Genomic DNA, 23,024 nt, shown 5'->3' on the forward strand with positions numbered 1-23,024 from the left:
CTTGTGACCGCCACGGACCGCTCCATCGAGCTCATCAACGCCGCCGCCCAGGCCGCGGCCGACAAGCTCGCGCACGACATCATCGCGTACGACGTCAGTGACGTCCTCTCGATCACCGACGCCTTCCTGCTGGCCTCGGCGCCCAGCGACCGCCAGGTCAAGTCGATCGTCGACGAGATCGAGGAACGCCTCAACAAGGACCTCGGTGCCAAGCCGGTCCGCCGCGAGGGCGACCGCGAGGCCCGCTGGGTGCTGCTCGACTACGTCGACATCGTGGTGCACATCCAGCACAGCGAGGAGCGGGTCTTCTACGCGCTAGAGCGCCTGTGGAAGGACTGCCCCGAGATCGACCTCCCCGAGGAGGCCAAGGCCACCCGTGGCAAGGCCGCGGCGCACGCCGACGCCACGGCGGGCGAACAGGACGGTGAGCTGCTCTGAACGGCACCAGGAGCGGCCAGGGTCGCCGCATCGTCCTGTGGCGCCACGGCCAGACCGCCTGGAATCTGGAGCGCCGCTTCCAGGGCTCGACGGACATCGAGCTGACCGAGGCGGGTGTCGCCCAGGCGCGCCGCGCCGCCCGGCTGCTCGCCGCCCTCGGACCGGACGCCATCGTCGCCTCCGACCTCCAGCGGGCGGCGGCGACGGCGCGTGAGCTGGCCGCCCTGACCCGGCTCGACGTCACGCATGACGCGGCCCTGCGGGAGACCTACGCGGGCTCCTGGCAGGGTCTGACGCACGACGAGATCCTCGCGCAGTACGGCGAGCAGTACACCGCCTGGAAGCGCGGTGAGCCGGTGCGCCGCGGCGGCGGTGAGCTGGAGACCGAGGTCGCCGACCGGGCCGCCCCCGTCGTCCTCAACCACGCCGACAAGCTTCCCGAGAACGGCACCCTGGTCGTGGTCAGTCACGGCGGCACCATCCGCACCACCATCGGGCGGCTGCTCGGCCTGGAGGCCCACCACTGGGAGGGCCTGGGCGGTCTGTCGAACTGCTGCTGGTCGGTGCTGGGCCGGGGCGCGCGCGGCTGGCGCCTGATGGAACACAACGCCGGCACCCTGCCGGAGCCGGTGCTCGGCGACGACGACTGAGCCCGCCGGGCGGCCCGGCCGGACCGGATTTCACATCTGGGCAGGTCGCAGGCTAAAGTTCTTCTTGTTCGCGGCGCCGCCGGGGGAAACCCGGGGGAGCGGAACAAGACCCGGGGCTATAGCTCAGTTGGTAGAGCGCCTGCATGGCATGCAGGAGGTCAGGAGTTCAATTCTCCTTAGCTCCACAGCCCGGATGATCCCGTCTCCTCTCGGAGGCGGGATCTCTGCGTTGTGCGGGGCCGTCGCGCGGTCGGGGCGCCCCGTGCGCGGGCCGTCGCCGGGCCGGTGGCCGGCGGTGCCGTCGGCCACGGTGGCGCGAAGGCGGCCCTGACCCGGCACCCGGTCCGTGGCAGAATCGGACGGCGCCGGCAGGGGAGGAGAGATCGCGATGCCCACGAGCATCCTCGAGGAGGTCAATGACCTGCTCGAAGTGGCCGAGGCGCAGGGCTATGACTGGCTGCCGGAATACGCGCTCCGTTTCACCTGCCCCGTCGACGGTCCCGCCTCCGTGCGCAACGGCGACGGCACCGCTCTTCAGTGCCCCTCGTGCGGCTCCTCCCATGTCGCACAGGTGCTGGGCGACAACGGGGGCGTTTCCTTCGTTTGTACGGCCTGCGGCCACAGTTGGAGCTGATGGATGGGCGCGCACAGCAGGAAATGTGACTGGTGCGGCAGCGGTACGCCGATCGTCCGGGACATGGAACCCGTCAACACGGACTACCAGTACTGGTGCGAGGAATGCGCCCGCGCCCTGGTCATAAAAGGCGACCCGATCGAGACCTACCGGGAGCTCGACGGGGAGCCGATCTACGGGCGGCTGCTGGACGAGCACTGCACCCTGAAGCGCTTCTACTCGTTCGCCACGGCCTGAGCGGGCCGCGCCCCCCAAGGGGCCGCTGACGGAGCGTGCCCCCTCCTTGACGGCGTCTCAGGCAGCTCAGGACAGCTCCGGGCGGTTCCGGACGCTTCCGGGCGCTTTCGGCCAGCCGGAACTGCCGTCGGCGACGGGGACGTTGTGGCGGACATGAGACCGACACCGCGCAATTCCGCAGTGCGGCCGCACGGTTCAGCTGCCGCCGCCCCCGGCATCGGCGGCCGGGCCTGCGTCGCCGTGTCCCGCCCGCCCCCGCAGCCGCCACAGCCGGGCCCCGGTCAGGGCCAGCAGCGCGAGACCGGCGAGCGGATAGCTGCCGGAGAGCAGCATCTGCACGCCGTTCTGGTGCAGTTCCTCGTGGTGGTGCCAGCGGTGCGGCACCCACCACAGCGCGAACGAGCAGAAGAGCAGTCCCAGCGCACCGGTCATCGTCCACCGGCGGCGGGCCGCGGTGCCCGTCCGGCGCAGCGCCTCGGAGCCGGCCAGGACCAGCATCGGTACGCACCACACCCAGTGGTGGGACCAGGAGATCGGGCTGACCAGGAGCGCGGTCGCGGCACAGGCGGCCGCCGCCCAGGCGCGCTGCCCGCGCAGCAGCGAGGCGACCGCCAGTGCCAGACCGAGGGCCCCGGTCAGTCCGGCGACCACGACCCAGGCGGCGCCCGGGTCGTGGGTGTGCAGCAGCCGGGCGAGGGCGCCGCGCAGCGACTGGTTCGCGGTGATCTCCACCTCACCGACCCGGTCGGTGGCGTACACGATCTCGGTCCAGAAGCGGTACGAGTCGCGTGGCAGCGCGAGCGCGGAGAGCAGCGCGGTGGCCAGGAAGGTGGCGGTGGCGACGGTGGCCTGCCGCAGCCAGGGGTTCCAGGCGGCGCGGGCCCCCGCGCCGGAGCGCAACAGCTGCCCGGCACGGACCAGTCCGGCCAGCGCGAGAAACACCGCGAACAGCGCCGGGGTCAGTTTGAGGCCGGCCGCGACACCGATGCCGATGCCCGCGAGCCGCCGGGTGTCCGCGCGGGTCAGGTCCCACAGCACCAGCACCGCGATCAGCAGATTGATCTGGCCGTAGCGCAGCGTCGTCCAGACCGGCTCGCACCACACCAGCAGCGCGGAGAGGGCGAACGCCGCGGCGGGCCGGGGGAGCCGCCGGGGCCGGCCGGCCAGCCGCAGCGAGAGGTGCACGACGCCGACGAGCAGCAGCAGGTTGCCGGCGGTGGCGACGGTCCGCATCGCCGGGACCCCGAGCAGGGTGAGCGGGGTGAACAGCAGGGCCGCGAAGGGCGGGTAGGTGTTGGGCAGATGCGCCGAGGTCGCCACCATGTCGTAGAGGGGCTCGCCGTTGCGGACGGTGAAGCCCTCGGCGCGGTAGACCATCAGGTCGATCATCGTCACGTGCAGCAGGCGCTGCACGGTCCAGAAGACGGCGAAGGAGACCAGGCAGCCGAGGGCCGCGGCGAGCGTGGGGTGCCGGCGGATGAGGCCCTTGCCGGGGTGGGCGCCGTCGGCGTCGGTGGGCTGCTCCAGCTCCAGCGCGGTCACGGCGTACGACTCCCCAGGACGAATCGGGCACAGATCGCCGACAGTACCGCGCGTCGCGCCGAAGGGCCCCTGGCAGAACGATTTGGCAGAAGCCGGGGAGGTCCGTGTAATGTAGGCGATGCCGCAGCGGGGAACCGCGCGGAAACAGAATACGGGGCTATAGCTCAGTTGGTAGAGCGCCTGCATGGCATGCAGGAGGTCAGGAGTTCAATTCTCCTTAGCTCCACAGTGAACGAAGCAGGTCATCCGATATGGATGGCCTGCTTCGTCGTGCGTCCGCGTACCGGGCGCCCCAGGGGTGCAACCGGCGGGAGTTCTCCCGGTGTTGTGCTGATATCCGGTCAGTGACGCGTTCGCCAGGGCGAGTTGACCGTTCACTCCGTGTTCATTCCTGACCAGTCCTTGTCTTTCCTTGGGCTCATCTTGGTGATCGCATGCCCCTGACATGAACGGTTCACCGAAAGAGTGGCGCATCGCGTGAGCCTCACCTCTCACGCCTTCACCGCTCGTGCGGTGCCGCACACCGGCACACCGGCGCAGCGCGGCACCCCGCGGCGCACACATCGCCACACAGGGGGTTCCATGAGATCAAGCCGCACCAGATCACCGCGCGCCCGCGCCGGTCTGGCCTGGGCAGCGACGCTGCCGCTGGTCGCCGGTGCGCTCGCGCTCGGCGCGCCCGCCGCCGACGCCGCGGGCCACGACGGCGGCCGGCACGCACTGCCGGGCACCAAGCCGCTGTGGGCCACCCGGCAGGCCGACCAGGGTGCCACCGCCGCCTCCGCGGCCGTCACCGCCCGCGTCTATCTGGCCGGCCGCGACGCCAAGGGGCTCGCGGCCCGCGCGAGGGCCGTGTCCGACCCGCACTCCGCCGCGTACGGGAAATATCTGAGCCCCGCCCAGGTGCGCGCCCGTTACGGAGCCACGCACGACCAGATAGCCAAGGTGACCGGCTGGCTGAAGAAGTCCGGCCTGACGGTCACCGGCACCACCAACCGCTATCTGACGGTCACCGGCGACGCGGCCGCCGCCGAGCGTGCTTTCGCCGTCGACCTGCACAATTACCGCAAGAGCGGGCATACTTACCACGCCCCGTCGGCCACCGCCTCCGCGCCCGCCGCCCTGGCCGACGCGGTGCTGACGGTCACCGGCCTGAACAACGCGCCGCGGCCCGTCAAGCACCACTCCGGCGAACTGCCGCCGCCGGAGGGCGTCTTCCGTAACTCCGGCCCGTTCTCCTCGTACTACGGCTCCAGGACCGACAAGAAGCTGCCGTCCGCCTACGGGAGCAAGGCGCCGTACGCGATCAAGGGCTACACCGGACAGCAGCTCCGCGCCGCCTACGGGGCGAAGAAGTGGACCGGCAAGAACGTCACCGTCGCGATCACCGACGCCTACGCCTCGCCGACCATCGCCAAGGACGCGGACAAGTACGCCGCCCGCAACGGTGACCCCCGTTACCGCCGGGGCCAGCTCTCCCAGGTGCTTCCCGAGGACTACACGCACATCGAGGAGTGCGGCGCGGCCGGCTGGTACGGCGAGGAGACCCTCGACGTCGAGGCCGTGCACGCCGTCGCCCCCGACTCCGACATCGTCTACGTCGGCGGCGCCTCCTGCATGGACAACGATCTGCTCGACTCGCTCGGCAAGATCGTCGACGGGCACCTCGCCGACATCGTCTCCAACTCCTGGGGCGACATCGAGGCGAACGAGACCCCGGACGTGGCCGCCGCCTACGACCAGCTCTTCCAGCAGGGCGCGGTGCAGGGCATCGGCTTCTACTTCTCCTCCGGCGACAACGGTGACGAGGTCGACAACACCGGCACCAAGCAGGTCGACACCCCGGCGAACTCCGCCTGGGTGACCGCCGTCGGCGGCACCTCTCTGGCCGTCGGCAAGCACGACGCGTACCAGTGGGAGACCGGCTGGGGCACCCGCAAGGCGGTGCTCTCCAAGGACGGCCACGACTGGACCGGCTTCCCCGGCACCTTCAACGGCGGCGCCGGCGGCGGCACCAGCAAGACCGTCGCGCAGCCCTTCTACCAGCGCGGAGTCGTACCGGACGGGCTCGCGAAGGCGAACGGCGGCGGCGCGATGCGCACCGTTCCGGACATCGCCGCGGTCGCCGACCCCAACACCGGATTCCTGGTCGGCCAGACCCAGACCCTGCCGGACGGCACGCTCGGCTATGACGAGTACCGCATCGGCGGCACCTCACTGGCCGCCCCGGTGATCGCGGGCGTCCAGGCGCTCGCCCAGCAGGCCCGGCACGGCGTCGCCATCGGCTTCGCCAACCCCGGCATCTACCAGCGCTACGGCACCGCCGCCTACCACGACGTCACCGACCACCCCCTGGGCGCCGGCCGTGACCTGGCGGTCGTCCGGGTCGACTACGTCAACGGCACCGACGCGAGCAAGGGCACCACGACCTCGCTGCGCAGCCTGGGCAAGGACAGCTCCCTGCGCGCGGTCGTCGGCTACGACGACGTCACCGGCGTCGGCACGCCGGGCGCCGGCTATGTGAGCTCCTACCGCCCCTGACGCCAGGGCGCGGCACCGCCTCCCCGCGCCGGCCGTGCCCCGGTGACGCGGCGGTAGGAGGACGGGGTAACCGGGGGCGGGGCCCGCATGGGGGCGATCCCAGCGCGGGCCCCGTACGCCCTGCGGTACCCTGACGCCATGCGTGCCGTACGCCTTCTGCTTAGCGGGCCGCGCTGATCAGTACCGACGGATGACAGAACCCCGTCGGAATCGGCGCGGCTTCCCCTCCTGTGCGAGGGGTCTTTTTGTTTCCGGCGTGCCGGGGATCTGGCGCGTTTCCGCTGGCAGAGACGATCGATGGAGCTTTGAGGACGATGAGCGAGACGACCAACTCCCCCGCTGCCGAAAGTGCGGGAGGTGCCCCCACCGAGACGACGGCGCCGCACCGCTACACGGCCGCGCTGGCCGCCGACATCGAGGCCCGCTGGCAGGAATTCTGGGAGGTGGAGGGGACCTACGAGGCCCCCAACCCCAAGGGTGACCTGGCCGGCGACGCCGGGGCCGTGGCCCGCCCCAAGAAGTTCATCATGGACATGTTCCCCTACCCGTCGGGCGCCGGCCTGCACGTCGGGCACCCGCTGGGCTTCATCGCCACCGACGTCTACGCCCGCCACCAGCGCATGACGGGCCACAACGTCCTGCACACCCTGGGCTTCGACGCCTTCGGCCTGCCCGCCGAGCAGTACGCCGTGCAGACCGGCACCCACCCGCGGGTCTCCACCGAGGCCAACATCGTCAACATGCGGCGCCAGCTGCGCCGCCTGGGCCTGGGCCACGACGGGCGCCGCTCGATCGAGACGATCGACCCGGCGTACTACAAGTGGACCCAGTGGATCTTCCTCCAGATCTTCAACTCCTGGTACGACCCGGAGGCGGACGCCGCCCGCCCGATCGACACCCTGGTCGCCCAGTTCGAGGCCGGTGACCGCCCGACCCCCGACGGCCGGGCCTGGAGCGGACTGAGCCCCCTGGAGCGGGCCAACATCCTGGGCGAGTACCGCCTGGCGTACGCCTCGGACGCACCGGTCAACTGGTGTCCCGGCCTGGGCACGGTGCTGGCCAACGAGGAGGTCACCGCCGACGGCCGTTCCGAGCGCGGTAACTACCCGGTCTTCAAGGCCAAGCTGCGCCAGTGGAACATGCGCATCACCGCCTACGCCGACCGGCTGCTGAACGGCCTGGACGCGCTGGACTGGCCGGAGGCCATCAAGCTCCAGCAGCGCAACTGGATCGGCCGCTCCGAGGGCGCCCGGGTCGACTTCCCGGTGGGCGACGACAAGATCACCGTCTTCACCACCCGCCAGGACACCCTGTTCGGCGCGACGTACATGGTGCTGGCGCCCGAGCACCCGCTGGTCGCCGGCGCCGACAACGGCAACGGCACGGGCTCGATCGTCCCGGACGCCTGGCCCGAGGGCACCCACGACGTGTGGACCGGCGGTCACGCCACCCCCGGCGACGCCGTAGCCGCCTACCGCAAGCAGGCCGCCTCCAAGTCGGACGTCGAGCGGCAGGCCGAGGCCAAGGACAAGACCGGCGTCTTCACCGGCGCCTTCGCGACCAACCCGGTCAGCGGCGAACGGGTCCCGGTCTTCATCGCCGACTACGTCCTGATGGGCTACGGCACCGGCGCGATCATGGCCGTCCCCGCCCACGACACCCGCGACTTCGCCTTCGCCCGCGCCTTCGAGCTGCCGATGCGCTGTGTCGTCGAGCCGTCGGACGACCGCGGCACCGACCCCTCGACCTGGGACGACGCCTTCGCCTCCTACGACGCCAAGATCGTGAACTCGTCCGGCGCGGACATCTCGCTGGACGGCCTGGGCGTCACGGAAGCCAAGGCGAAGATCACCGAGTGGCTGGCCGACCAGGGCATCGGCGAGGGCACCGTCAACTTCCGGCTGCGCGACTGGCTGTTCAGCCGGCAGCGCTACTGGGGCGAGCCGTTCCCGATCGTCTACGACGAGGACGGCGTGGCCCACGCCCTGCCCGAGTCGATGCTGCCGCTGGAACTGCCCGAGGTCGAGGACTACTCCCCGCGGACCTTCGACCCGGACGACGCCGACACCCAGCCGGAGACCCCGCTGTCCCGTAACGAGGACTGGGTCCATGTCGACCTGGACCTGGGCGACGGCATCAAGCGCTACCGCCGCGAGACCAACACCATGCCCAACTGGGCGGGTTCGTGCTGGTACGAGATGCGCTACCTGGACCCCCACAACAGCGATGCGCTGGTCGACCCGGAGATCGAGCAGTACTGGATGGGCCCGCGCGAGGGGCAGCCGGCCGGCGGCGTCGACCTGTACGTGGGCGGCGCGGAGCACGCCGTACTGCACCTGCTGTACGCCCGCTTCTGGTCCCAGGTGCTGCACGACCTGGGCCATGTCTCGTCCTCCGAGCCGTTCCACAAGCTGTACAACCAGGGCATGATCCAGGCATTCGTCTACCGGGACAGCCGCGGCATCGCCGTCCCGGCCGCCGAGGTCGAGGAGCGGGACGGCGGCTATTACTACCAGGGCGAGAAGGTCAGCCGCGTCCTGGGCAAGATGGGCAAGTCCCTGAAGAACGCCGTCACGCCCGACGAGATCTGCGCCGAGTACGGCGCGGACACCCTGCGCCTGTACGAAATGGCCATGGGCCCGCTGGACGTGTCGCGCCCGTGGGACACCCGGGCCGTCGTCGGCCAGTACCGCCTGCTCCAGCGCCTGTGGCGCAATGTCGTCGACGAGGCGACCGGCGAGGTCACCGTCGTTGACAGCGAGCCGGACGAGGCCACCCTGCGCGCCCTGCACAAGGCGATCGACGGTGTCAGCCAGGACATGGCGAACCTGCGCTTCAACACCGCCATCGCCAAGGTGACCGAGCTGAACAACCACCTGACCAAGGCGGGCACCCCCGTCCCGCGCACCGTCGCGGAGCAGCTGGTGCTGCTGATCGCCCCGCTCGCGCCGCACATCGCCGAGGAGCTGTGGCGCAAGCTGGGCCACACGGAGTCCGTGGTGCACGCGGACTTCCCGGTGGCCGACCCGGCGTACGTCGTGGACGAGACCGTGACCTGCGTCGTGCAGATCAAGGGCAAGGTCAAGGCGCGGCTGGAGGTCGCCCCGTCGATCTCCGACGCCGACCTGGAGGCGACGGCCCTGGCCGAGCCGGCCGTGGTCGCGGCGCTGGACGGCGCAGGCATCCGGAAGGTCATCGTCCGGGCGCCGAAGCTGGTGAACATCGTTCCGGCGTAACCGCCGGCGGGCGCCCGGGACCGGCCCCGGGCGCCCGGCAGCGGTTCTTCAAGACCGCCGCTGACACCTCACCGGGCCGGTCGCGAGACCGCTTCGGCCCACCCTGCCGGTGCTCCGTGAGCGCCATGGGTGGTTTCCCCTACGGGCAGGTTGGGGGTTCTTCCGGAACCCGCGACCTGCCCGATCCGTTTACCGTGGAGGTACAGGGCGCGGGCCGGAATCCGGCGCCGCCGACACGTCTGGGGAGAGCCCATGGAAGCCGCCGCCGCCATCGTCGGACTGCTCTTCGTGCTGTTCGTTCTGGCCGGGGTCTTCGTGACGGTCAAGGCGGTCAAGGCAGCCAAGCGCGGAGTGGACCGCACGGTCGCCCAGGCCCGCAGAACCGTCGAGGACACCACCCTCCGGGCCCGCCAGTTCGCCCAGCCCGGCGTGGTCGGCGAACTGGCGCAGCTGCGGCTCTCGCTGCGCACCTCCATGCGCGCCACCCAGGAGGTGCTTTACGGGGGATCGCCGGACGATGCCTCCCTCAGCGAGGCGATCGGCCTCTTCGAGCGCCTCAGCGCCCATGGCCATGAGCTGGACGACGAACTCAAGCGGCTGGAGCGCGAGCCCGACCGGGCCACCATCGGCACCCGCCTCCCGGACCTCCGGGAGCGCCTGGAGCGGATCACGCACTCCGCGGAGTCGCTGCGCTGGGCCGCGCGCGACCGCGCCCGCAAGTTCGCGGACGACGATCTGGCCTCGCTCAGCGACCAGATCGATGTGGAGTCCGGGGCGCTGCGGCACTGGACCCGGGTCGAGGACGTCACGGATCCGCTGCGGGACCCCGTACCGGGCCGTGCGGAGAGCGCGGGACCGGGCGAGACGACGAGCCCCGGGCAAGGGCAGCCGACGGACGGGCCCGCACGGTCCGGCGCCACCGCCGGCCCGTCGGACGCCGCCGCCCGCTCTTGGGGCCCGACCCCCGAGGACCAGCCGGCGATCACCGCACGGGACCCCCGCACCCAGCCGTCCTACCCGTGGCAGAAGACCCCGCGGACGGAGGACACGACCAGATGAGGCCATAGCGGCAGGGGGAGGCGCGAGGGGGTGGGGTGGGGGCGGGGCCGGCCCCGGGGGGAGAGGGAAAACGAGGTGGAGAGCCGGGCTCCAACGGGCCTTATCGGCCTCCACCGGGCTTCTAATCCTGGTGGACATCGAGGTCGCGGCGGTTGCCGGGGCATTGACGCCGGAGGTCGCCGTCGCGCGGACCCAGGGCCCCGGCGGCGCTTTTCGGTGGGCTCTTGGCAGAGCCTTGGGTAAACCTGGAGGATCTTGGGGAGGGGCCCGCACTGTGCGGCGTCCGGATCCCCGGATAACCTCCCTGTCATGTCCCGCCATGTCGCGATCGTCACCGATTCCACGGCCTACTTGCCGCGGGCGGCTATCGAGCGTCACCACATCACGGCCGTGCCGCTGACCGTCGTCCTGGGGGACCAGGCCCTGGAAGAGGGCACCGAAATCTCCGCGAGATCCCTCGCCCAGGCGCTCCAGAAGCGCCGGTCCGTGACGACCTCCCGGCCCAGCCCCGCGACGTTCGCGGAGACCTACCGCAAGGTCGCGGCGACCGGTGCGAGCGGCATCGTCTCACTCCACCTCTCCTCGGAATTCTCCGGCACCTACGACGCGGCGGTGCAGGCGGCCAAGGAAGCTCCGGTGCCCGTACGTGTCGTGGACACCGGGATGGTCGCGATGGCCCTCGGGTTCTGCGCCCTGGCGGCCGCGGAGACGGCGGAGGCCGGCGGGGACGCGGACGAGGCGGTCGCCGCCGCGGAGAAGCGCGCAGCGGGTACCTCCGCCTACTTCTACGTCGACACCCTCGACTATCTGCGCCGCGGTGGCCGGATCGGCGCGGCGCAGGCGCTGCTCGGCTCCGCGCTCGCCGTCAAACCGCTCCTGCAACTGGCCGACGGGCGGATCGAGCTGCTGGAGAAGGTCCGTACGGCGTCCAAGGCCATCGCGCGGCTGGAGGAGATCGCCGCGGAGCGGGCGGGCGAGGGCCAGGTCGATATCGCGGTCCACCATCTTGCCGCGGCGGAGCGCGCGGAGGCTCTGGCCCAGCGGCTCCGGGAGCGGGTGACCGGGCTCAATGAGCTGCATGTGAGCGAGGTGGGCGCGGTGATCGGCGCGCATACGGGTCCCGGGCTGTTGGGGGTTGTGGTTTCGCCGCGGTGAGAGGGGCGGCGGGGTGTCCTGTGGGTGACGGAGTTATCCACAACTGGGGTGCTGTCCACCGGATTTGACGCTGCTCGGCGGGATCTGCGCGGGGTGCTTAGCGTCGGTCGGTATGAACTTGTCTCGGTCCGCGTCATGGGGGCTTCCGGCCTCGTCCGGGGGTTCGGAGCTGGGGGCGGGGGTGGCTTCGGCCTCTGTGACTCCTCCAGATTCTTCGACCCCTCCAGCCTCTTTGGCTCCTTCTGCCCCTTCCGTTCTCTCCGGCTCTTCGGGGGCGTCGGCTCCTTCCTTCTCCTCGCCTGCGTCGTCTGCGTCGGCTCGCTCCGCCCCGCCGTACGGGGCAGTGGCCCCATCCGGCGGGGCGGAGCGGCGGGAGTGGGAGCGCGAGAGGGTGCGGGCCCGGGTTGCGGCGATCTTTGGTGACGCAGCGAGCGCTACCGAGGACGTCCCGCCGCCTCCTGGGCATGATTCCCCGCGCGCACGCCGTAGGGAGCGGGCGTGGTGTGCCGTGCGCGAACGGCTCCCGCTATGGGTGCAGTTACGGTGTGGCACCGACCCGAGAGCGCTCGTCGCACTGGTCCTGGTGCTCTTGGTGGCCGTGGGGTTCGCCGTGCAGCACTTCTGGGTGGGGCGCCCCGAGCCGGTACGGACCCCGGCGGTCGAGCGGGCCGGAGGGGCGCCCGGCCCCGACTCGCGAGCACCGTCGCTGCCGTCGGCGTCATCGTCCGCCACTGCGGTGGCGAACGGCCCGCCGGGCAATGCGGGGCGCCGGCTGGTCGTCGTCGATGTCACGGGCAAGGTCCGGCACCCCGGAATTCAGCGGATGCCGCCGGGGTCGCGGGTGGCCGACGCCTTGCGGGCTGCGGGCGGTGTGCTGCGCGGGACGAACATCCGCGGGCTCAACCGGGCGCGGCTGCTGACCGACGGGGAACAGATCGTGGTCGGCGCGGCTGGTGCGGCCGGTGGTGGGGCTGGGGCCGGGGGTGGTGCCGGTTCCGCTGACGTGGGGGCCGGCGGGTCGGGGAGTGGGCCGCCGAGTGCCGGGGCTGGTCCCGGCGGTCCGGTCAGTCTCAGCACGGCGACCGAGCAGCAGCTCGACTCCCTTCCGGGAGTGGGCCCTGTCCTGGCCCGTCACATCGTCGAATTCCGCACCCAGCACGGTGGGTTCACCTCGGTGGACCAGCTCCGTCAGGTGACCGGTATCGGTGACCGCCGCTTCGCCGATCTGCGCCCCCTGGTGGTGCCATGACCGGCCCTCGCGCCACCGTGCACGCCACGGCGACATCGCCGCACGGCGCCTCGGACCCACGTCAGGAGGGCCCCGCCGATCTGCGTCTTGTCGCGCCCGCCCTGGCGGCCTGGGTGGCCGCGGCGATCGGGCTGGGCGTCCCCGGCGGGGGAGTGGCGGTGGCCTGTGGTGTGGCCGTGGTGCTGGCGGTCTTTGTTCTGCGGGTGGCTGTGGTTCGGCGCAGGGCCGAGCGTGCATCGGGGGTGGAAGAGCAGCCTGGTGTCGCTCCTCTGACCGGCACCGGTCGGCGTGGAGCGGAGTCGCCCTCGCGTCGCTCGCCCCGCGTCCGGTCGGTCGGCGCGTTGGTGGCCCTGGGTGCCGTGTTGCTGTGCGCCGCGGCGGGGGCTGCGTCCGCCGCGCTGCATGCCTCGGACCTGCGGCGTGGGCCCCTCCCCGTCCTCGCGGAGCAGTATGCGCGGGCCACGGTGGAACTGGAGGTGACGGGTGATCCACGGCTGACCCGCCCCAAGGTGCGCGGCTCCCAACGGACGCCCCCGGTCCTGGTCTTCACGGCCGATGCCGTCCGTGTCACGGCGCCGAACGGCGAGGTCACGGCTGTCCGTACGCCCAGCCTGGTGGTCGTACAGCAGCCGGGAGGAGGGAGCGGCGGCGCTCATCGGGGCATCGCGTCGGAGTGGCGGGAGTTGTTGCCGTCGACCCGGATCCGGGTGGTGGCGCGGGTTGCGCCGCCGTTGTTGTCCGGCGATCAGGTAGCCGCCGTGCTGCGGGTGACGGCCGACGAGCCGCCGGGCAAGGTGGGTGCGCCGGACGCGCTCCAGCGGTTGGCGGGGAGTCTGCGTGCTGGGCTGCGTGCGGCCACGGATGGGTTGGGTCCCGATGCCCGGGCGTTGTTGCCGGGACTTGTGGTGGGGGACACCTCGCGGGTGCCGCCGGATCTGGATGACGCGTTCCGTGCCACCGACCTGACGCATCTGCTCGCCGTGTCCGGCAGCAATCTGACGATTGTGCTCGCGCTGCTGATCGGCCCGCCGTATCTTGCGACGCGCGCCGAGCGCCGCGGGCTGGCGCCGCGTCTGGGGTTGTCGCTGCGCGGTACGGCGGTCATCGGCGGCGCGCTCGCCCTCGCCTTCGTCGTGGTGTGCCGCCCGGACCCGAGCGTGCTGCGGGCCGCCGCCTGCGGTCTGATCACTTTGCTGGCGATCGGGACCGGCCGCCGCCGTTCGCTGCTCCCCGCGCTCGCCGCCGCGGTCCTGCTGCTGGTGCTCTACGATCCCTGGCTCGCCCGCAGTTACGGCTTTCTGCTTTCCGTCCTGGCGACCGGCGCTCTGCTGCTGCTCGCGCCGCGTTGGAGCGCCGCACTTCAACGGCGCCGGGTGCCGCCCCGTCTCGCCGAGGTGCTGGCCGCCGCGGCCGCCGCCCAGGCGGTCTGCGCACCCGTCGTCGCCGTGCTGGCGGCCCGGGTGGGGCTGGTCGCTGTGCCCTGCAATCTGCTGGCAGAACTGGCCGTGGGCCCCGCCACGGTTCTGGGCTTCGCGGCCCTCGCCGTCGCTCCGATCGTGCCGCCGGTCGCCCAGGCGCTGGCATGGTGCGCGGGCTGGCCCGCCGAGTGGATCGCCGGTGTCGCCCGTACGGGAGCGGCCCTGCCGGGGGCGGAGTTCGCCTGGCCGGGCGGCTGGGTCGGTGGGTTGGCGCTGGCGGCCGCCATGGTGGTCCTGGTGCCGGTCGGCCGCTGGGTGCTGCGCCGCCGCTGGTTGTGTGTGCTCTGCGTGCTGGCGGTGATCTTGGCGGTGTGCCGCCCCGCACCGTTCACCCGCGTTCTCACCGGCTGGCCGCCGCCGGGTTGGCGAGCCGTGGTCTGTGACGTCGGGCAGGGCGACGGCCTGGTGCTGGCAGCCGGCGACGGTACGGCGCTGGTGGTGGACACCGGGCCCGAGCCCCACGCCATCGACCGCTGCCTGACCGACCTGGGTGTCCGCCGCATCCCCCTGCTCGTTCTGACGCACTTCCACGCCGACCATGTGGACGGGCTCCCGGGCGCGCTCCGCGGGCGCTCGGTCGGCGCGATCCAGACCACGACCCTGCAAGAACCTCCGGGGCAGGCGCAGTTCGTGCGCGGTACGGCTGCTGCGGCCCGGGTGCCGGTCGTCCGTGCCACACCGGGGGAGCACCGCCACCTGGGCCCGCTGACCTGGGAGGTCCTCTGGCCACCCGCCTCGACCGCCCCTCCCGGCCCTGGCGTTCCCGCCAATAACCCCGCTGCCCTTGGCACTGGCACTGGCGCTGGCGCTCCGGGTGGTCCCGGTGGTCCCGTCAGCCGGGGTAGCTCTGGTGCCCCGACCGACCCCACTGCCCCCACCGACCCCACTGCCCCCACCGACCCTTCCGACCCTTCCGACCCCACGGTCTTCGACGGCCCCAACGACGCCAGCGTGACTCTGCTCGTCCGTACGGGAGGGCTGACCATCCTGCTGCTCGGCGATCTCGAACCGCCCGCACAGCAGGGGCTGTTGGCGGCGCACCCCGAGCTTGGTGGTGTCGACGTCCTGAAGGTGGCCCACCACGGCTCCGGCTATCAGGACCCGTCGTTGATGCAGCGGCTGGCGCCGCGCCTGGCGCTGATCTCCTGTGGTGCCGACAACCCGTACGGCCATCCGGCGCCCCGCACCATCGCGGCACTCCGTGCCCAGGGTGCTCGGGTACTGCGTACGGACACCGACGGAGCCATCGCGATCCTCGGCACCCCGGCCGGGCTGTCCGCCACGGTCACCGGCCACCGGGTCAAGATCCGGCTGGTCAGCGGCCCGAGAGTCCGGGGCCGTACGCACCCGGGCGTGCGCCGGGCCGGCGTCCGTACGGCAGGCAGGCGCCGCTCCAGGGACCGCCCCCGTCCCGCGGCCCACCACCACCTGATACGCGACCACAGACGCCCGCCGAGCCGTCACCCAAGCTGCCCTCTGAGACGGGTCCGGCGCCGCCGCCCCCCCCGGGACCCGCCCGACGGTTCGCCACAGCGGCCACAGCGGCCACAGCAGCCGCAGCGGTCGCAGCGATCGCAGTGACGGCAGCCTTGCGACAGTCGGCGCCGGAGAACTTGCGGCAGTCGACGCCGGAGAAATGGAGGAAGGTCTTAGAACCAGGATCAGTAGACTCCAGATTATGAGGATGAGTGAAGGCGTCGAGTGGGGCCTGCACTGTTGTGTGACGCTGGCCTGGCTCGAAGGGGACGGACCCGTGTCCACCGCTCGGCTGGCGGCCTCCTTCGAGTTGCCGGCGGCCTACCTGAACAAGCGGCTCCAGGCGCTGGTGCGGGCCGGGATTCTGCGTTCCACGCCCGGCGCGCGGGGTGGGTTCCAGTTGGCGCGGTCGCCGCAGCGGATCACCCTCATGGACGTCGTTGCGGCGATCGAGGGCGCCGACGATGTCTTCCGGTGTACCGAAATCCGTCGGCGTGGGGCCGGCGCGGCGGCGTCCGGCAGGGAGTTCGGCCGGCCCTGTGGCATCGACATGGCGATGCGCAAGGCCGAGCTGGCCTGGCGGCGTGAGCTGGCCGCACAGACCCTTGCCGATGTGATGGCCGGTACGCCCGCCTCGGCGGCGGAACGGACCCGCCGCTGGTTCGCTGCGGAGAGGACGCACACCTGATGGACACCGCTGCCACTGACGCCTACCTGGACCGGATCGGCGCCGACCGCCCCGCTTCCCCCGATGCCGACGCGCTGCGGGCACTGCACCTCAGCCATCTGCGCACCGTCCCCTTCGAGAACCTCTCCATCCACCTCGGTGAGGAGATCGTGCTCGCGGAGCAGCCGGTGCTCGACAAGATCGTCGGTGCCCGGCGCGGCGGCTTCTGTTACGAGCTCAACGGCGCGTTCGCCATGTTGCTGGGTGCGCTGGGGTATGAGGTCGAGCTGTTCGCCGCGCGGGTGTTCGGCGCCGAGGGGAAGCTCGGGATCCCGTATGACCACCTTGCGCTGCGCGTCCAGACGTCCGACGGGCCATGGCTTGCGGACGTCGGCTTCGGCAAACACAGCCACTTTCCACTGCGCTGGGACAGCCGTGCCGGGCAGGCCGATCCCGGCGGGGTGTTCCGGATCGAGGAGACGGCGGAGGGCGATCTCGATGTGGTGAGGGACGGCTCGCCGCAGTACCGCATCGAGCAACGTCCGCGCGTGTACGCGGACTTCGAGGTCGGCTGCTGGTGGAACCGGACCTCGCCCGCGTCGCACTTCACCCAGTCCCTGGTGTGCTCACGGCTGACGGAGACCGGTCGGATCACCCTCTCCGGCCGTACGCTCGTGACCACCGCGGCGGACGGCGCACGCGACGAGCGCCTGGTTGCCGCTGACGAGATCCTCGCCGCCTACCGGGAGCACTTCGGGATCGTGCTGGACCGGGAGCCCGTGGTGGGCGAGGTGCCGCCGCCTGGGATCGGAGCCCAGGCCGGCCGCTCGTAGCGGCCCGTCGCCCGGCGTCGGCACGTCTTCCGGCCGTCGGGAGTCGTCGGGCCGTCGGGAGTCGTCCGGCCGTCGGGACGGGCGCGGCCTGACGTTACTCGGCCTCGCGCCAGCCCTCGTACTCCGCCGCGAGGTCGTGCAGCCGCGCGGGGTCGTGAGCGGCGTCCGGGTCCTCGACGACCACCAGCCACTGGGCGTCCTCGGCGTCGTCCTCACCGGCCAGGGCGTCCCGTACGAGCTGGGGCTCCTCGGTGACCCCGAAGCGTTCGGTCAGGGCCTCGGCGACCTCCTCCGCCGCGTCGCGGTCGGGCAGCACCAGTACGTGGCGCACCGGTCGTACATCGGGGTGGTGGGGGGCTGCGTCATTCACCCGGCCATTGTCCGACAGGGGGAGGGCGGCCCGGTCCGGCAGGGGCGGAGTGCGGCCGGGCCGGGTTGTCAGTGGCACGTGGGATGCTGGACCGCGATGGCCAGGAAGACAGCTCACGATGACCCGCTTGCCCCCGTCACGATCGCGGTGGGCCAGGAAGACCTGCTGCTGGACCGCGCGGTGCAGCAGGTGGTGGCGGCCGCCCGGGCGGCCGATGCGGACACCGATGTGCGCGACCTCACCCCCGATCAACTACAGCCCGGCACCCTCGCCGAGCTGACCAGCCCCTCGCTCTTCGCCGAGCGCAAGGTCGTCGTGGTGCGGGCCGCCCAGGACTTGTCCGCGGACACCATCAAGGACGTCAAGGCGTATCTCGGCTCGCCCGCCGAGGAGATCACGCTGGTGCTGCTGCATGCCGGCGGCGCCAAGGGGAAGGGCCTGCTGGACGCCGCCCGTAAGGCCGGGGCGCGGGAAGTGGCCTGCCCCAAGATGACCAAGCCGGCCGACCGGCTGGCCTTCGTACGGAGCGAGTTCCGTGCGACGGGGCGTGCGGCGACGCCGGAGGCATGCCAGTCGTTGGTGGATGCGATCGGCAGCGATCTGCGTGAGCTGGCATCGGCCTGTTCGCAGCTGGCCGCCGACGTCGAGGGCACGATCGACGACGCCGTCGTCGCGCGCTACTACACCGGCCGGGCCGAGGCATCGAGCTTCACCGTCGCGGACCGCGCCGTCGAGGGCCGCGCCGCCGAGGCGCTGGAGGCACTGCGCTGGGCGATCGCCACCGGCGTCGCCCCCGTCATGATCACCAGCGCGCTGGCCCAGGGCGTCCGGGCCATCGGCAAGCTGGCCTCCGCCCCTCGCGGCGCCCGACCCGGCGACCTCGCCCGCGACCTCGGTATGCCGCCCTGGAAGATCGACCGGGTCCGGCAGCAGATGCGCGGCTGGTCGGCGGACGGTGTGGCCACGGCGCTGCGCGCGGTGGCGGCGGCCGACGCGGGAGTGAAGGGCGGCGGCGACGATCCCGAATACGCCCTGGAGAAGGCCGTCGTGACGATCGCCCGGGCGGCCCGCTCGCGGTGAGACGGCGGCCGCCGGGTGTCGGGGGTGACGATGCGACGGCGCTGGGCGCTCGGGGCAGGGGCAAGCCGTAGCCGGGGCGCCCGGAGGAGAGGCGAAGCGGCAGTCGGGGCGCCCGGGGCAGAGATCCGGCGGAGGCCGGGTGCTCTCACCGAGCCCGAGCCCGCGTGCGCGTGCGCTCTACCGGGCCGCGCGCACCAAGCCGAGCCCTGAAGCCCCTTACGGGACGGTGAGCTGTCTACCGAGCCCAGGAGCTCCCCACCGGGCCCGCGACCTTCACCAACCCCCCGCCCCTCACCGAGACCGTGAGTTCTGGAGGCGTTCGAGGGTTTCCGTGGCGCTGGTCTTCAGCATCGTGGCGACTTCGTCGGCGGTCGGCTGCTTGGTGGAGCTGCTGCTGGACGCGTAGTTCGACCATGTCGACTGATACGTCATCCAGCCGTCCCGGACGCCGAGGATCACATACGAGCTGGAGCTCGTGCTGCCGTCGTCCTTCCGGGTTACCAGAAAAGCCTCGTCGCCGAGGCCCGGTACGGCCTCGACCCGGTAGCCGGTGGAGGCGTCCTGCTTCTCGTACGAGCGGTAGCTGTCGGCGAATTCGGGCGTGGGGTCGGCCTTCTTGTGCAGGGTGGCCGTGTTGGAGAGCCAGATCGAGGAGTAGTCGGAGCTGCCGGCGTTCTTCTTTTCCAGCGAGGTGTTGCACCACATGATGTCCAGCGCGGCCTGTCGCGCGCCGCTGTGCTGCGGGTTGGCGTCTTTCGAGGCCGTGCCGGTGCTTGCCTTCGCCTTGAGGTCGGCGTTCTCGAACGGGGTCATCGAGGTGTCCGCACAGAGATCATTGGTGTAGCCGTAGCCCGCGAGGTCGGGGCTGGACTCGGAGGAGAAACCGCCGGTCGCGAACAAGAGCGAGCCCCAGATCGCGGAGGCCGCGACGGCCCCGCCGATCGCCCAGAGCCAGCCGGACGTGCCGCGGCCCGTGCCGTCCGGAGCACCGGGCGCCCCCAGGGGTGCGCCGGCTGCCGGATAGCCGTATCCGCCGGCCGGCCCCTGCGGTGGGGGCTGCTGGGCGTAGGGATTCTGCTGCGCGGGCACCGGATTCTGCGGTGCGGGAGCCTGGCCGTAGGGATGGGCCTGCGGCCGGCCGTAAGGATTGTTCTGATCCCCCGATATGGACATGGGCGCAGCGTAGCGGACCCCGCCGAAAGCGAACCCGGGCGCGGCGCCGCGAATTCCCTCGACGGCGGGTAAGCCGATCTCCCGGACGGAAGCGGCCTTCGCACAAGAAATCTCAAAGCCTCGTAACAAGGGCCCCTGGACATATTCCCCGTAACAATCACCGCTCGTTAAGCAAAATCCCGGCAGTGGATGTCCCTGCGAAAACCCCAGCACCCACCACATCCACAACAAATCCCAAACAAATCCCACAGCAAGTTTTGCCACTACACGGCCGTACGCTCCCGCCCCCCACGACAAAAGGCCCCGCCTCATCCCTGGGGAAGGGGGAGGCGGGGCCTTCGTGTCAAGCTGTGGTGCGCCGCACCCGCGTGGCGAACGCAGGCCGTGTGCGGCGCGGTGGTGCACCGTTCAGGGAGCGGAGAGAGGGGCCGCTGGGTCCCTGTCGGCAGGGTTACTGCTCGGGTATTGCGGTGGGTTGAAGATCCGGCCTGAACCGGCCGAAGACCTTCTTCCGGAGGAAGGTCAGCCCTTGAGGGACGCGACCTTCTTCGCCAGCGCCGACTTCTTGTTGGCGGCGGCGTTCTTGTGGATGACACCCTTGCTGACGGCCTTGTCGAGCTTCTTGGCAGCCTCGGCCTGGGCGGTGGTGGCCTTCTGAAGGTCACCGGCCTCCACGGCCTCGCGGGTGCGACGGATCGCGGTCTTCAGAGTGGACTTGACAGCCTTGTTGCGCTGACGAGCCTTCTCGTTCGTCTTGATCCGCTTCATCTGGGACTTGATGTTCGCCACGAAAGAGCCTTTTCAGGTTCGTTGGAGTTTCGAGTTGCGCCTCGTACGAGAGAGGGCACGAAGCGCAGTGGACCAGGCTACCAGCAGGCTCTACGGCCGCCCAAACCGGACCGCATCCACCGCCCGACCGCCGCCGCACCACGGCCGGAACCCTCGCCCGCCCCTCGTACGACCGCCGTCCGAGCCCCCACCCGACCACCGCTCGCCCCCGGCCGCGAAGCCCCCACCCGGCCACAGCCAGCCCGCACCCGACCTCACCCGCGAAGCCCCCCGCCCCCGGCCGCGAGGCCCCCGCCCCGCCCAAACCGGACCGAGCCCCTCGCTCATGGGACGATGGGGGGAGACGTCATATACCCGAGTCCCGCCTACCCGCGTTCACTGAATGGACCCTGCGTGCCCGCGACCCCTACGAACGTGCCGGAGCCGAGCCGTACCGATCCGGCCCTCCTCCGTAACTTCTGCATCATCGCGCACATCGATCACGGCAAGTCGACGCTCGCCGACCGGATGCTTCAGATCACCGGTGTCGTCGACCAGCGGCAGATGCGCGCGCAGTACCTCGACCGCATGGACATCGAGCGCGAGCGTGGCATCACGATCAAGTCCCAGGCGGTCCGGCTGCCCTGGGACCCCTCCGAGGGTGAAGAAGGACGTGGCACGACCCACATCCTCAACATGATCGACACCCCGGGCCACGTCGACTTCACCTACGAGGTCTCCCGGTCGCTCGCCGCGTGCGAGGGCTGCATCCTTCTCGTCGACGCCGCCCAGGGCATCGAGGCCCAGACCCTCGCCAACCTGTACCTGGCGATGGAGCACGAGCTCACGATCATCCCCGTCCTCAACAAGATCGACCTGCCGGCCGCGCAGCCCGAGAAGTTCGCCGCCGAGCTGGCCAATCTGGTCGGCTGCGAGCCGGAGGACGTGCTGCGGGTCTCCGCCAAGACCGGCGTCGGCGTGGCCGAGCTGCTGGACAAGGTCGTCCGCGAGGTGCCGCCCCCGGTCGGCGTCAAGGACGCCCCCGCCCGCGCGATGATCTTCGACTCGGTCTACGACGCCTACCGCGGTGTCGTGACCTACGTGAAGGTCGTCGACGGCACGCTCAGCAAGCGCGAGCGCATCAGGATGATGTCGACCGGCGCGGCGCACGAGCTGCTGGAGATCGGTACGAACTCGCCGGAGATGAAGGCCGCCGACGGGCTGTCCGTCGGTGAGGTCGGCTATCTGATCACCGGTGTGAAGGATGTCCGGCAGTCCAAGGTGGGTGACACGATCACCCAGCTCAACAAGGGCGCCGAGGAGCCGCTGGGCGGCTACAAGGATCCCAAGCCGATGGTGTTCTCGGGGCTGTATCCGCTGGACGGCTCCGACTACCCCGAGCTGCGTGACGCACTCGACAAGCTCCAGCTCAACGACGCCGCGCTGGTCTACGAACCGGAGACCTCCGCGGCCCTGGGCTTCGGCTTCCGTGTCGGCTTCCTGGGCCTGCTGCACCTGGAGGTCATCCGGGAGCGGCTGGAGCGCGAGTTCGGCCTCGATCTGATCGCCACCGCGCCGAACGTGGTCTACCGCGTGGACATGGAGGACGGCGCCGAGCACGAGGTCACCAACCCGAGCGAGTTCCCGACCGGCAAGATCGACAAGGTGCACGAGCCGGTCGTCCGGGCCACGATCCTGGCGCCCAGCGAGTTCATCGGCGCGATCATGGAGCTGTGCCAGAACCGCCGCGGCAACCTCCTCGGCATGGACTACCTCTCCGAGGACCGCGTCGAGATCCGCTACACGCTCCCGCTCGCCGAGGTCGTCTTCGACTTCTTCGACCAGCTCAAGTCCAAGACCCGGGGCTATGCCTCGCTGGACTACGAGCCCACCGGCGAGCAGGTCGCCGACCTGGTCAAGGTCGACATCCTGCTGCACGGCGACAAGGTCGACGCCTTCTCCGCGATCTGCCACAAGGACAAGGCGTACGCGTACGGCGTGCGGCTGGTCGCCAAGCTGCGGGAGCTGATCCCGCGGCAGAGCTTCGAGGTGCCGATCCAGGCCGCCATCGGCAGCCGGGTCATCGCCCGTGAGACGGTCCGCGCCATCCGCAAGGACGTCCTCGCCAAGTGCTACGGCGGTGACATCTCCCGTAAGCGGAAGCTGCTGGAGAAGCAGAAGGAAGGCAAGAAGCGGATGAAGATGGTCGGCAGCGTGGAGGTCCCGCAGGAAGCCTTCATCGCGGTGCTGTCCTCGGACTCCGACGGTGACGCGAAGGCGAAGAAGTAGCGCGCAGCCGGTGACGGCGGCCGCGAAGCGGCGGTGGGGGGGGGGCGGGGCCCGTGGGGGGGGGGGGCCGGGCGGCGTTGGGGGGCGCCCCCGCGGGGGGTGGGGCCCGGGGGTGGAGCGCGGGGGGGGGACGGGGGGGGGCCCGGTGG

The 23,024-nt window shown here is 71.4% G+C and carries 18 protein-coding genes and 2 tRNA genes; 16 read left to right on the forward strand and 4 right to left on the reverse strand.

Annotation, left to right across the window (positions count from 1 at the left end; translation table 11 throughout):
- Positions 1 to 3: 3 nt before the first annotated feature.
- The 5 genes from rsfS (at position 4) to ACFWJW_RS14890 (ending at position 1,959) form a co-directional block, all read left to right on the forward strand.
- Positions 4 to 438, forward strand: coding sequence for a ribosome silencing factor (rsfS, locus tag ACFWJW_RS14870; RefSeq protein ID WP_042154734.1), 435 nt, complete (start codon positions 4 to 6; stop codon positions 436 to 438).
- Complete coding sequence (locus tag ACFWJW_RS14875) at positions 435 to 1,088, forward strand: histidine phosphatase family protein (RefSeq protein WP_387240274.1); 654 nt, start codon at positions 435 to 437, stop codon at positions 1,086 to 1,088. Before rsfS ends, ACFWJW_RS14875 begins: the two co-directional genes overlap by 4 nt.
- Positions 1,089 to 1,200: 112 nt before the next feature.
- Positions 1,201 to 1,273 (forward strand) — tRNA-Ala (locus tag ACFWJW_RS14880).
- 203 nt (positions 1,274 to 1,476) lie between these two features.
- Complete coding sequence (locus ACFWJW_RS14885) at positions 1,477 to 1,722, forward strand: hypothetical protein (RefSeq protein WP_042154731.1); 246 nt, start codon at positions 1,477 to 1,479, stop codon at positions 1,720 to 1,722.
- 3 nt (positions 1,723 to 1,725) lie between these two features.
- Positions 1,726 to 1,959 (forward strand): hypothetical protein, encoded by a 234-nt coding sequence (locus ACFWJW_RS14890; RefSeq protein ID WP_030413843.1) that lies wholly within the window; start codon positions 1,726 to 1,728, stop codon positions 1,957 to 1,959.
- Between the two features lie 195 nt (positions 1,960 to 2,154).
- Here the strand turns inward: ACFWJW_RS14890 and ACFWJW_RS14895 are convergent, their stop codons facing one another.
- Positions 2,155 to 3,501 (reverse strand): glycosyltransferase 87 family protein, encoded by a 1,347-nt coding sequence (locus ACFWJW_RS14895; RefSeq protein WP_387240023.1) that lies wholly within the window; start codon positions 3,499 to 3,501, stop codon positions 2,155 to 2,157.
- Between the two features lie 153 nt (positions 3,502 to 3,654).
- Between ACFWJW_RS14895 and ACFWJW_RS14900 the strand changes: the two genes are divergently transcribed.
- From ACFWJW_RS14900 to ACFWJW_RS14940, 9 genes are all read left to right on the forward strand, one after another.
- A tRNA-Ala gene (locus ACFWJW_RS14900) sits at positions 3,655 to 3,727 on the forward strand.
- A 356-nt stretch (positions 3,728 to 4,083) separates the two neighbouring features.
- Positions 4,084 to 6,042 (forward strand): protease pro-enzyme activation domain-containing protein, encoded by a 1,959-nt coding sequence (locus ACFWJW_RS14905; RefSeq protein ID WP_387240026.1) that lies wholly within the window; start codon positions 4,084 to 4,086, stop codon positions 6,040 to 6,042.
- Between the two features lie 314 nt (positions 6,043 to 6,356).
- Positions 6,357 to 9,278, forward strand: coding sequence for a leucine--tRNA ligase (locus ACFWJW_RS14910; protein WP_387240029.1), 2,922 nt, complete (start codon positions 6,357 to 6,359; stop codon positions 9,276 to 9,278).
- Between the two features lie 252 nt (positions 9,279 to 9,530).
- Complete coding sequence (locus tag ACFWJW_RS14915; protein ID WP_387240032.1) at positions 9,531 to 10,337, forward strand: hypothetical protein; 807 nt, start codon at positions 9,531 to 9,533, stop codon at positions 10,335 to 10,337.
- 309 nt (positions 10,338 to 10,646) lie between these two features.
- Complete coding sequence (locus tag ACFWJW_RS14920) at positions 10,647 to 11,492, forward strand: DegV family protein (RefSeq protein WP_387240035.1); 846 nt, start codon at positions 10,647 to 10,649, stop codon at positions 11,490 to 11,492.
- A 532-nt stretch (positions 11,493 to 12,024) separates the two neighbouring features.
- The gene (locus tag ACFWJW_RS14925) at positions 12,025 to 12,741 is read left to right on the forward strand and encodes a helix-hairpin-helix domain-containing protein (RefSeq protein WP_387240038.1); all 717 of its coding nucleotides are present in this window, start codon (positions 12,025 to 12,027) and stop codon (positions 12,739 to 12,741) included.
- Complete coding sequence (locus tag ACFWJW_RS14930) at positions 12,738 to 15,800, forward strand: ComEC/Rec2 family competence protein (protein ID WP_387240041.1); 3,063 nt, start codon at positions 12,738 to 12,740, stop codon at positions 15,798 to 15,800. The genes ACFWJW_RS14925 and ACFWJW_RS14930 overlap by 4 nt, the downstream gene beginning before the upstream one ends.
- A 97-nt stretch (positions 15,801 to 15,897) precedes the next feature.
- A complete protein-coding gene (locus tag ACFWJW_RS14935; protein WP_387240044.1) occupies positions 15,898 to 16,383 on the forward strand; it encodes an RrF2 family transcriptional regulator in 486 nt (161 codons plus the stop codon).
- Complete coding sequence (locus ACFWJW_RS14940; protein ID WP_387240047.1) at positions 16,383 to 17,195, forward strand: arylamine N-acetyltransferase; 813 nt, start codon at positions 16,383 to 16,385, stop codon at positions 17,193 to 17,195. The genes ACFWJW_RS14935 and ACFWJW_RS14940 overlap by 1 nt, the downstream gene beginning before the upstream one ends.
- 94 nt (positions 17,196 to 17,289) lie before the next feature.
- On the opposite strand, the gene ACFWJW_RS14945 is transcribed toward ACFWJW_RS14940, so the two are convergent.
- Positions 17,290 to 17,565 (reverse strand): hypothetical protein, encoded by a 276-nt coding sequence (locus ACFWJW_RS14945; RefSeq protein ID WP_244329644.1) that lies wholly within the window; start codon positions 17,563 to 17,565, stop codon positions 17,290 to 17,292.
- Between the two features lie 96 nt (positions 17,566 to 17,661).
- Between ACFWJW_RS14945 and holA the strand changes: the two genes are divergently transcribed.
- Positions 17,662 to 18,645 carry a DNA polymerase III subunit delta gene (holA, locus tag ACFWJW_RS14950; RefSeq protein WP_387240050.1) on the forward strand — a complete coding sequence of 328 codons (984 nt, stop codon included), beginning with the start codon at positions 17,662 to 17,664 and terminating at the stop codon, positions 18,643 to 18,645.
- A 291-nt stretch (positions 18,646 to 18,936) separates the two neighbouring features.
- Here the strand turns inward: holA and ACFWJW_RS14955 are convergent, their stop codons facing one another.
- Together ACFWJW_RS14955 and rpsT are read right to left on the reverse strand one after the other, a co-directional pair.
- Positions 18,937 to 19,818: a hypothetical protein gene (locus ACFWJW_RS14955; protein ID WP_387240053.1), complete on the reverse strand. Its 882-nt coding sequence runs from the start codon at positions 19,816 to 19,818 to the stop codon at positions 18,937 to 18,939.
- A 522-nt stretch (positions 19,819 to 20,340) separates the two neighbouring features.
- The gene (rpsT, locus tag ACFWJW_RS14960) at positions 20,341 to 20,607 is read right to left on the reverse strand and encodes a 30S ribosomal protein S20 (protein ID WP_030249540.1); all 267 of its coding nucleotides are present in this window, start codon (positions 20,605 to 20,607) and stop codon (positions 20,341 to 20,343) included.
- A gap of 393 nt (positions 20,608 to 21,000) precedes the next feature.
- Here rpsT and lepA point away from each other — a divergent pair, with 393 nt between their 5' ends.
- A complete protein-coding gene (gene lepA, locus ACFWJW_RS14965; protein ID WP_387240056.1) occupies positions 21,001 to 22,875 on the forward strand; it encodes a translation elongation factor 4 in 1,875 nt (624 codons plus the stop codon).
- Positions 22,876 to 23,024 lie beyond the last annotated feature (149 nt).

The organism is Streptomyces sp. NPDC127097 (genome assembly GCF_042724075.1).
GTDB lineage: Bacteria > Actinomycetota > Actinomycetes > Streptomycetales > Streptomycetaceae > Streptomyces.

Coding starts and splice junctions, on each gene's coding strand:
- ACFWJW_RS14885 (WP_042154731.1), top strand. CDS start 1,477: ATGCCCACGAGCATCCTCGAGGAGGTCAATGACCTGCTCGAAGTGGCC.
- ACFWJW_RS14890 (WP_030413843.1), top strand. CDS start 1,726: ATGGGCGCGCACAGCAGGAAATGTGACTGGTGCGGCAGCGGTACGCCG.
- ACFWJW_RS14905 (WP_387240026.1), top strand. CDS start 4,084: ATGAGATCAAGCCGCACCAGATCACCGCGCGCCCGCGCCGGTCTGGCC.
- ACFWJW_RS14910 (WP_387240029.1), top strand. CDS start 6,357: ATGAGCGAGACGACCAACTCCCCCGCTGCCGAAAGTGCGGGAGGTGCC.
- ACFWJW_RS14915 (WP_387240032.1), top strand. CDS start 9,531: ATGGAAGCCGCCGCCGCCATCGTCGGACTGCTCTTCGTGCTGTTCGTT.
- ACFWJW_RS14920 (WP_387240035.1), top strand. CDS start 10,647: ATGTCCCGCCATGTCGCGATCGTCACCGATTCCACGGCCTACTTGCCG.
- ACFWJW_RS14930 (WP_387240041.1), top strand. CDS start 12,738: ATGACCGGCCCTCGCGCCACCGTGCACGCCACGGCGACATCGCCGCAC.
- ACFWJW_RS14935 (WP_387240044.1), top strand. CDS start 15,898: ATGAGGATGAGTGAAGGCGTCGAGTGGGGCCTGCACTGTTGTGTGACG.
- ACFWJW_RS14940 (WP_387240047.1), top strand. CDS start 16,383: ATGGACACCGCTGCCACTGACGCCTACCTGGACCGGATCGGCGCCGAC.
- holA (WP_387240050.1), top strand. CDS start 17,662: ATGGCCAGGAAGACAGCTCACGATGACCCGCTTGCCCCCGTCACGATC.
- ACFWJW_RS14955 (WP_387240053.1), bottom strand. CDS start 19,818: ATGTCCATATCGGGGGATCAGAACAATCCTTACGGCCGGCCGCAGGCC.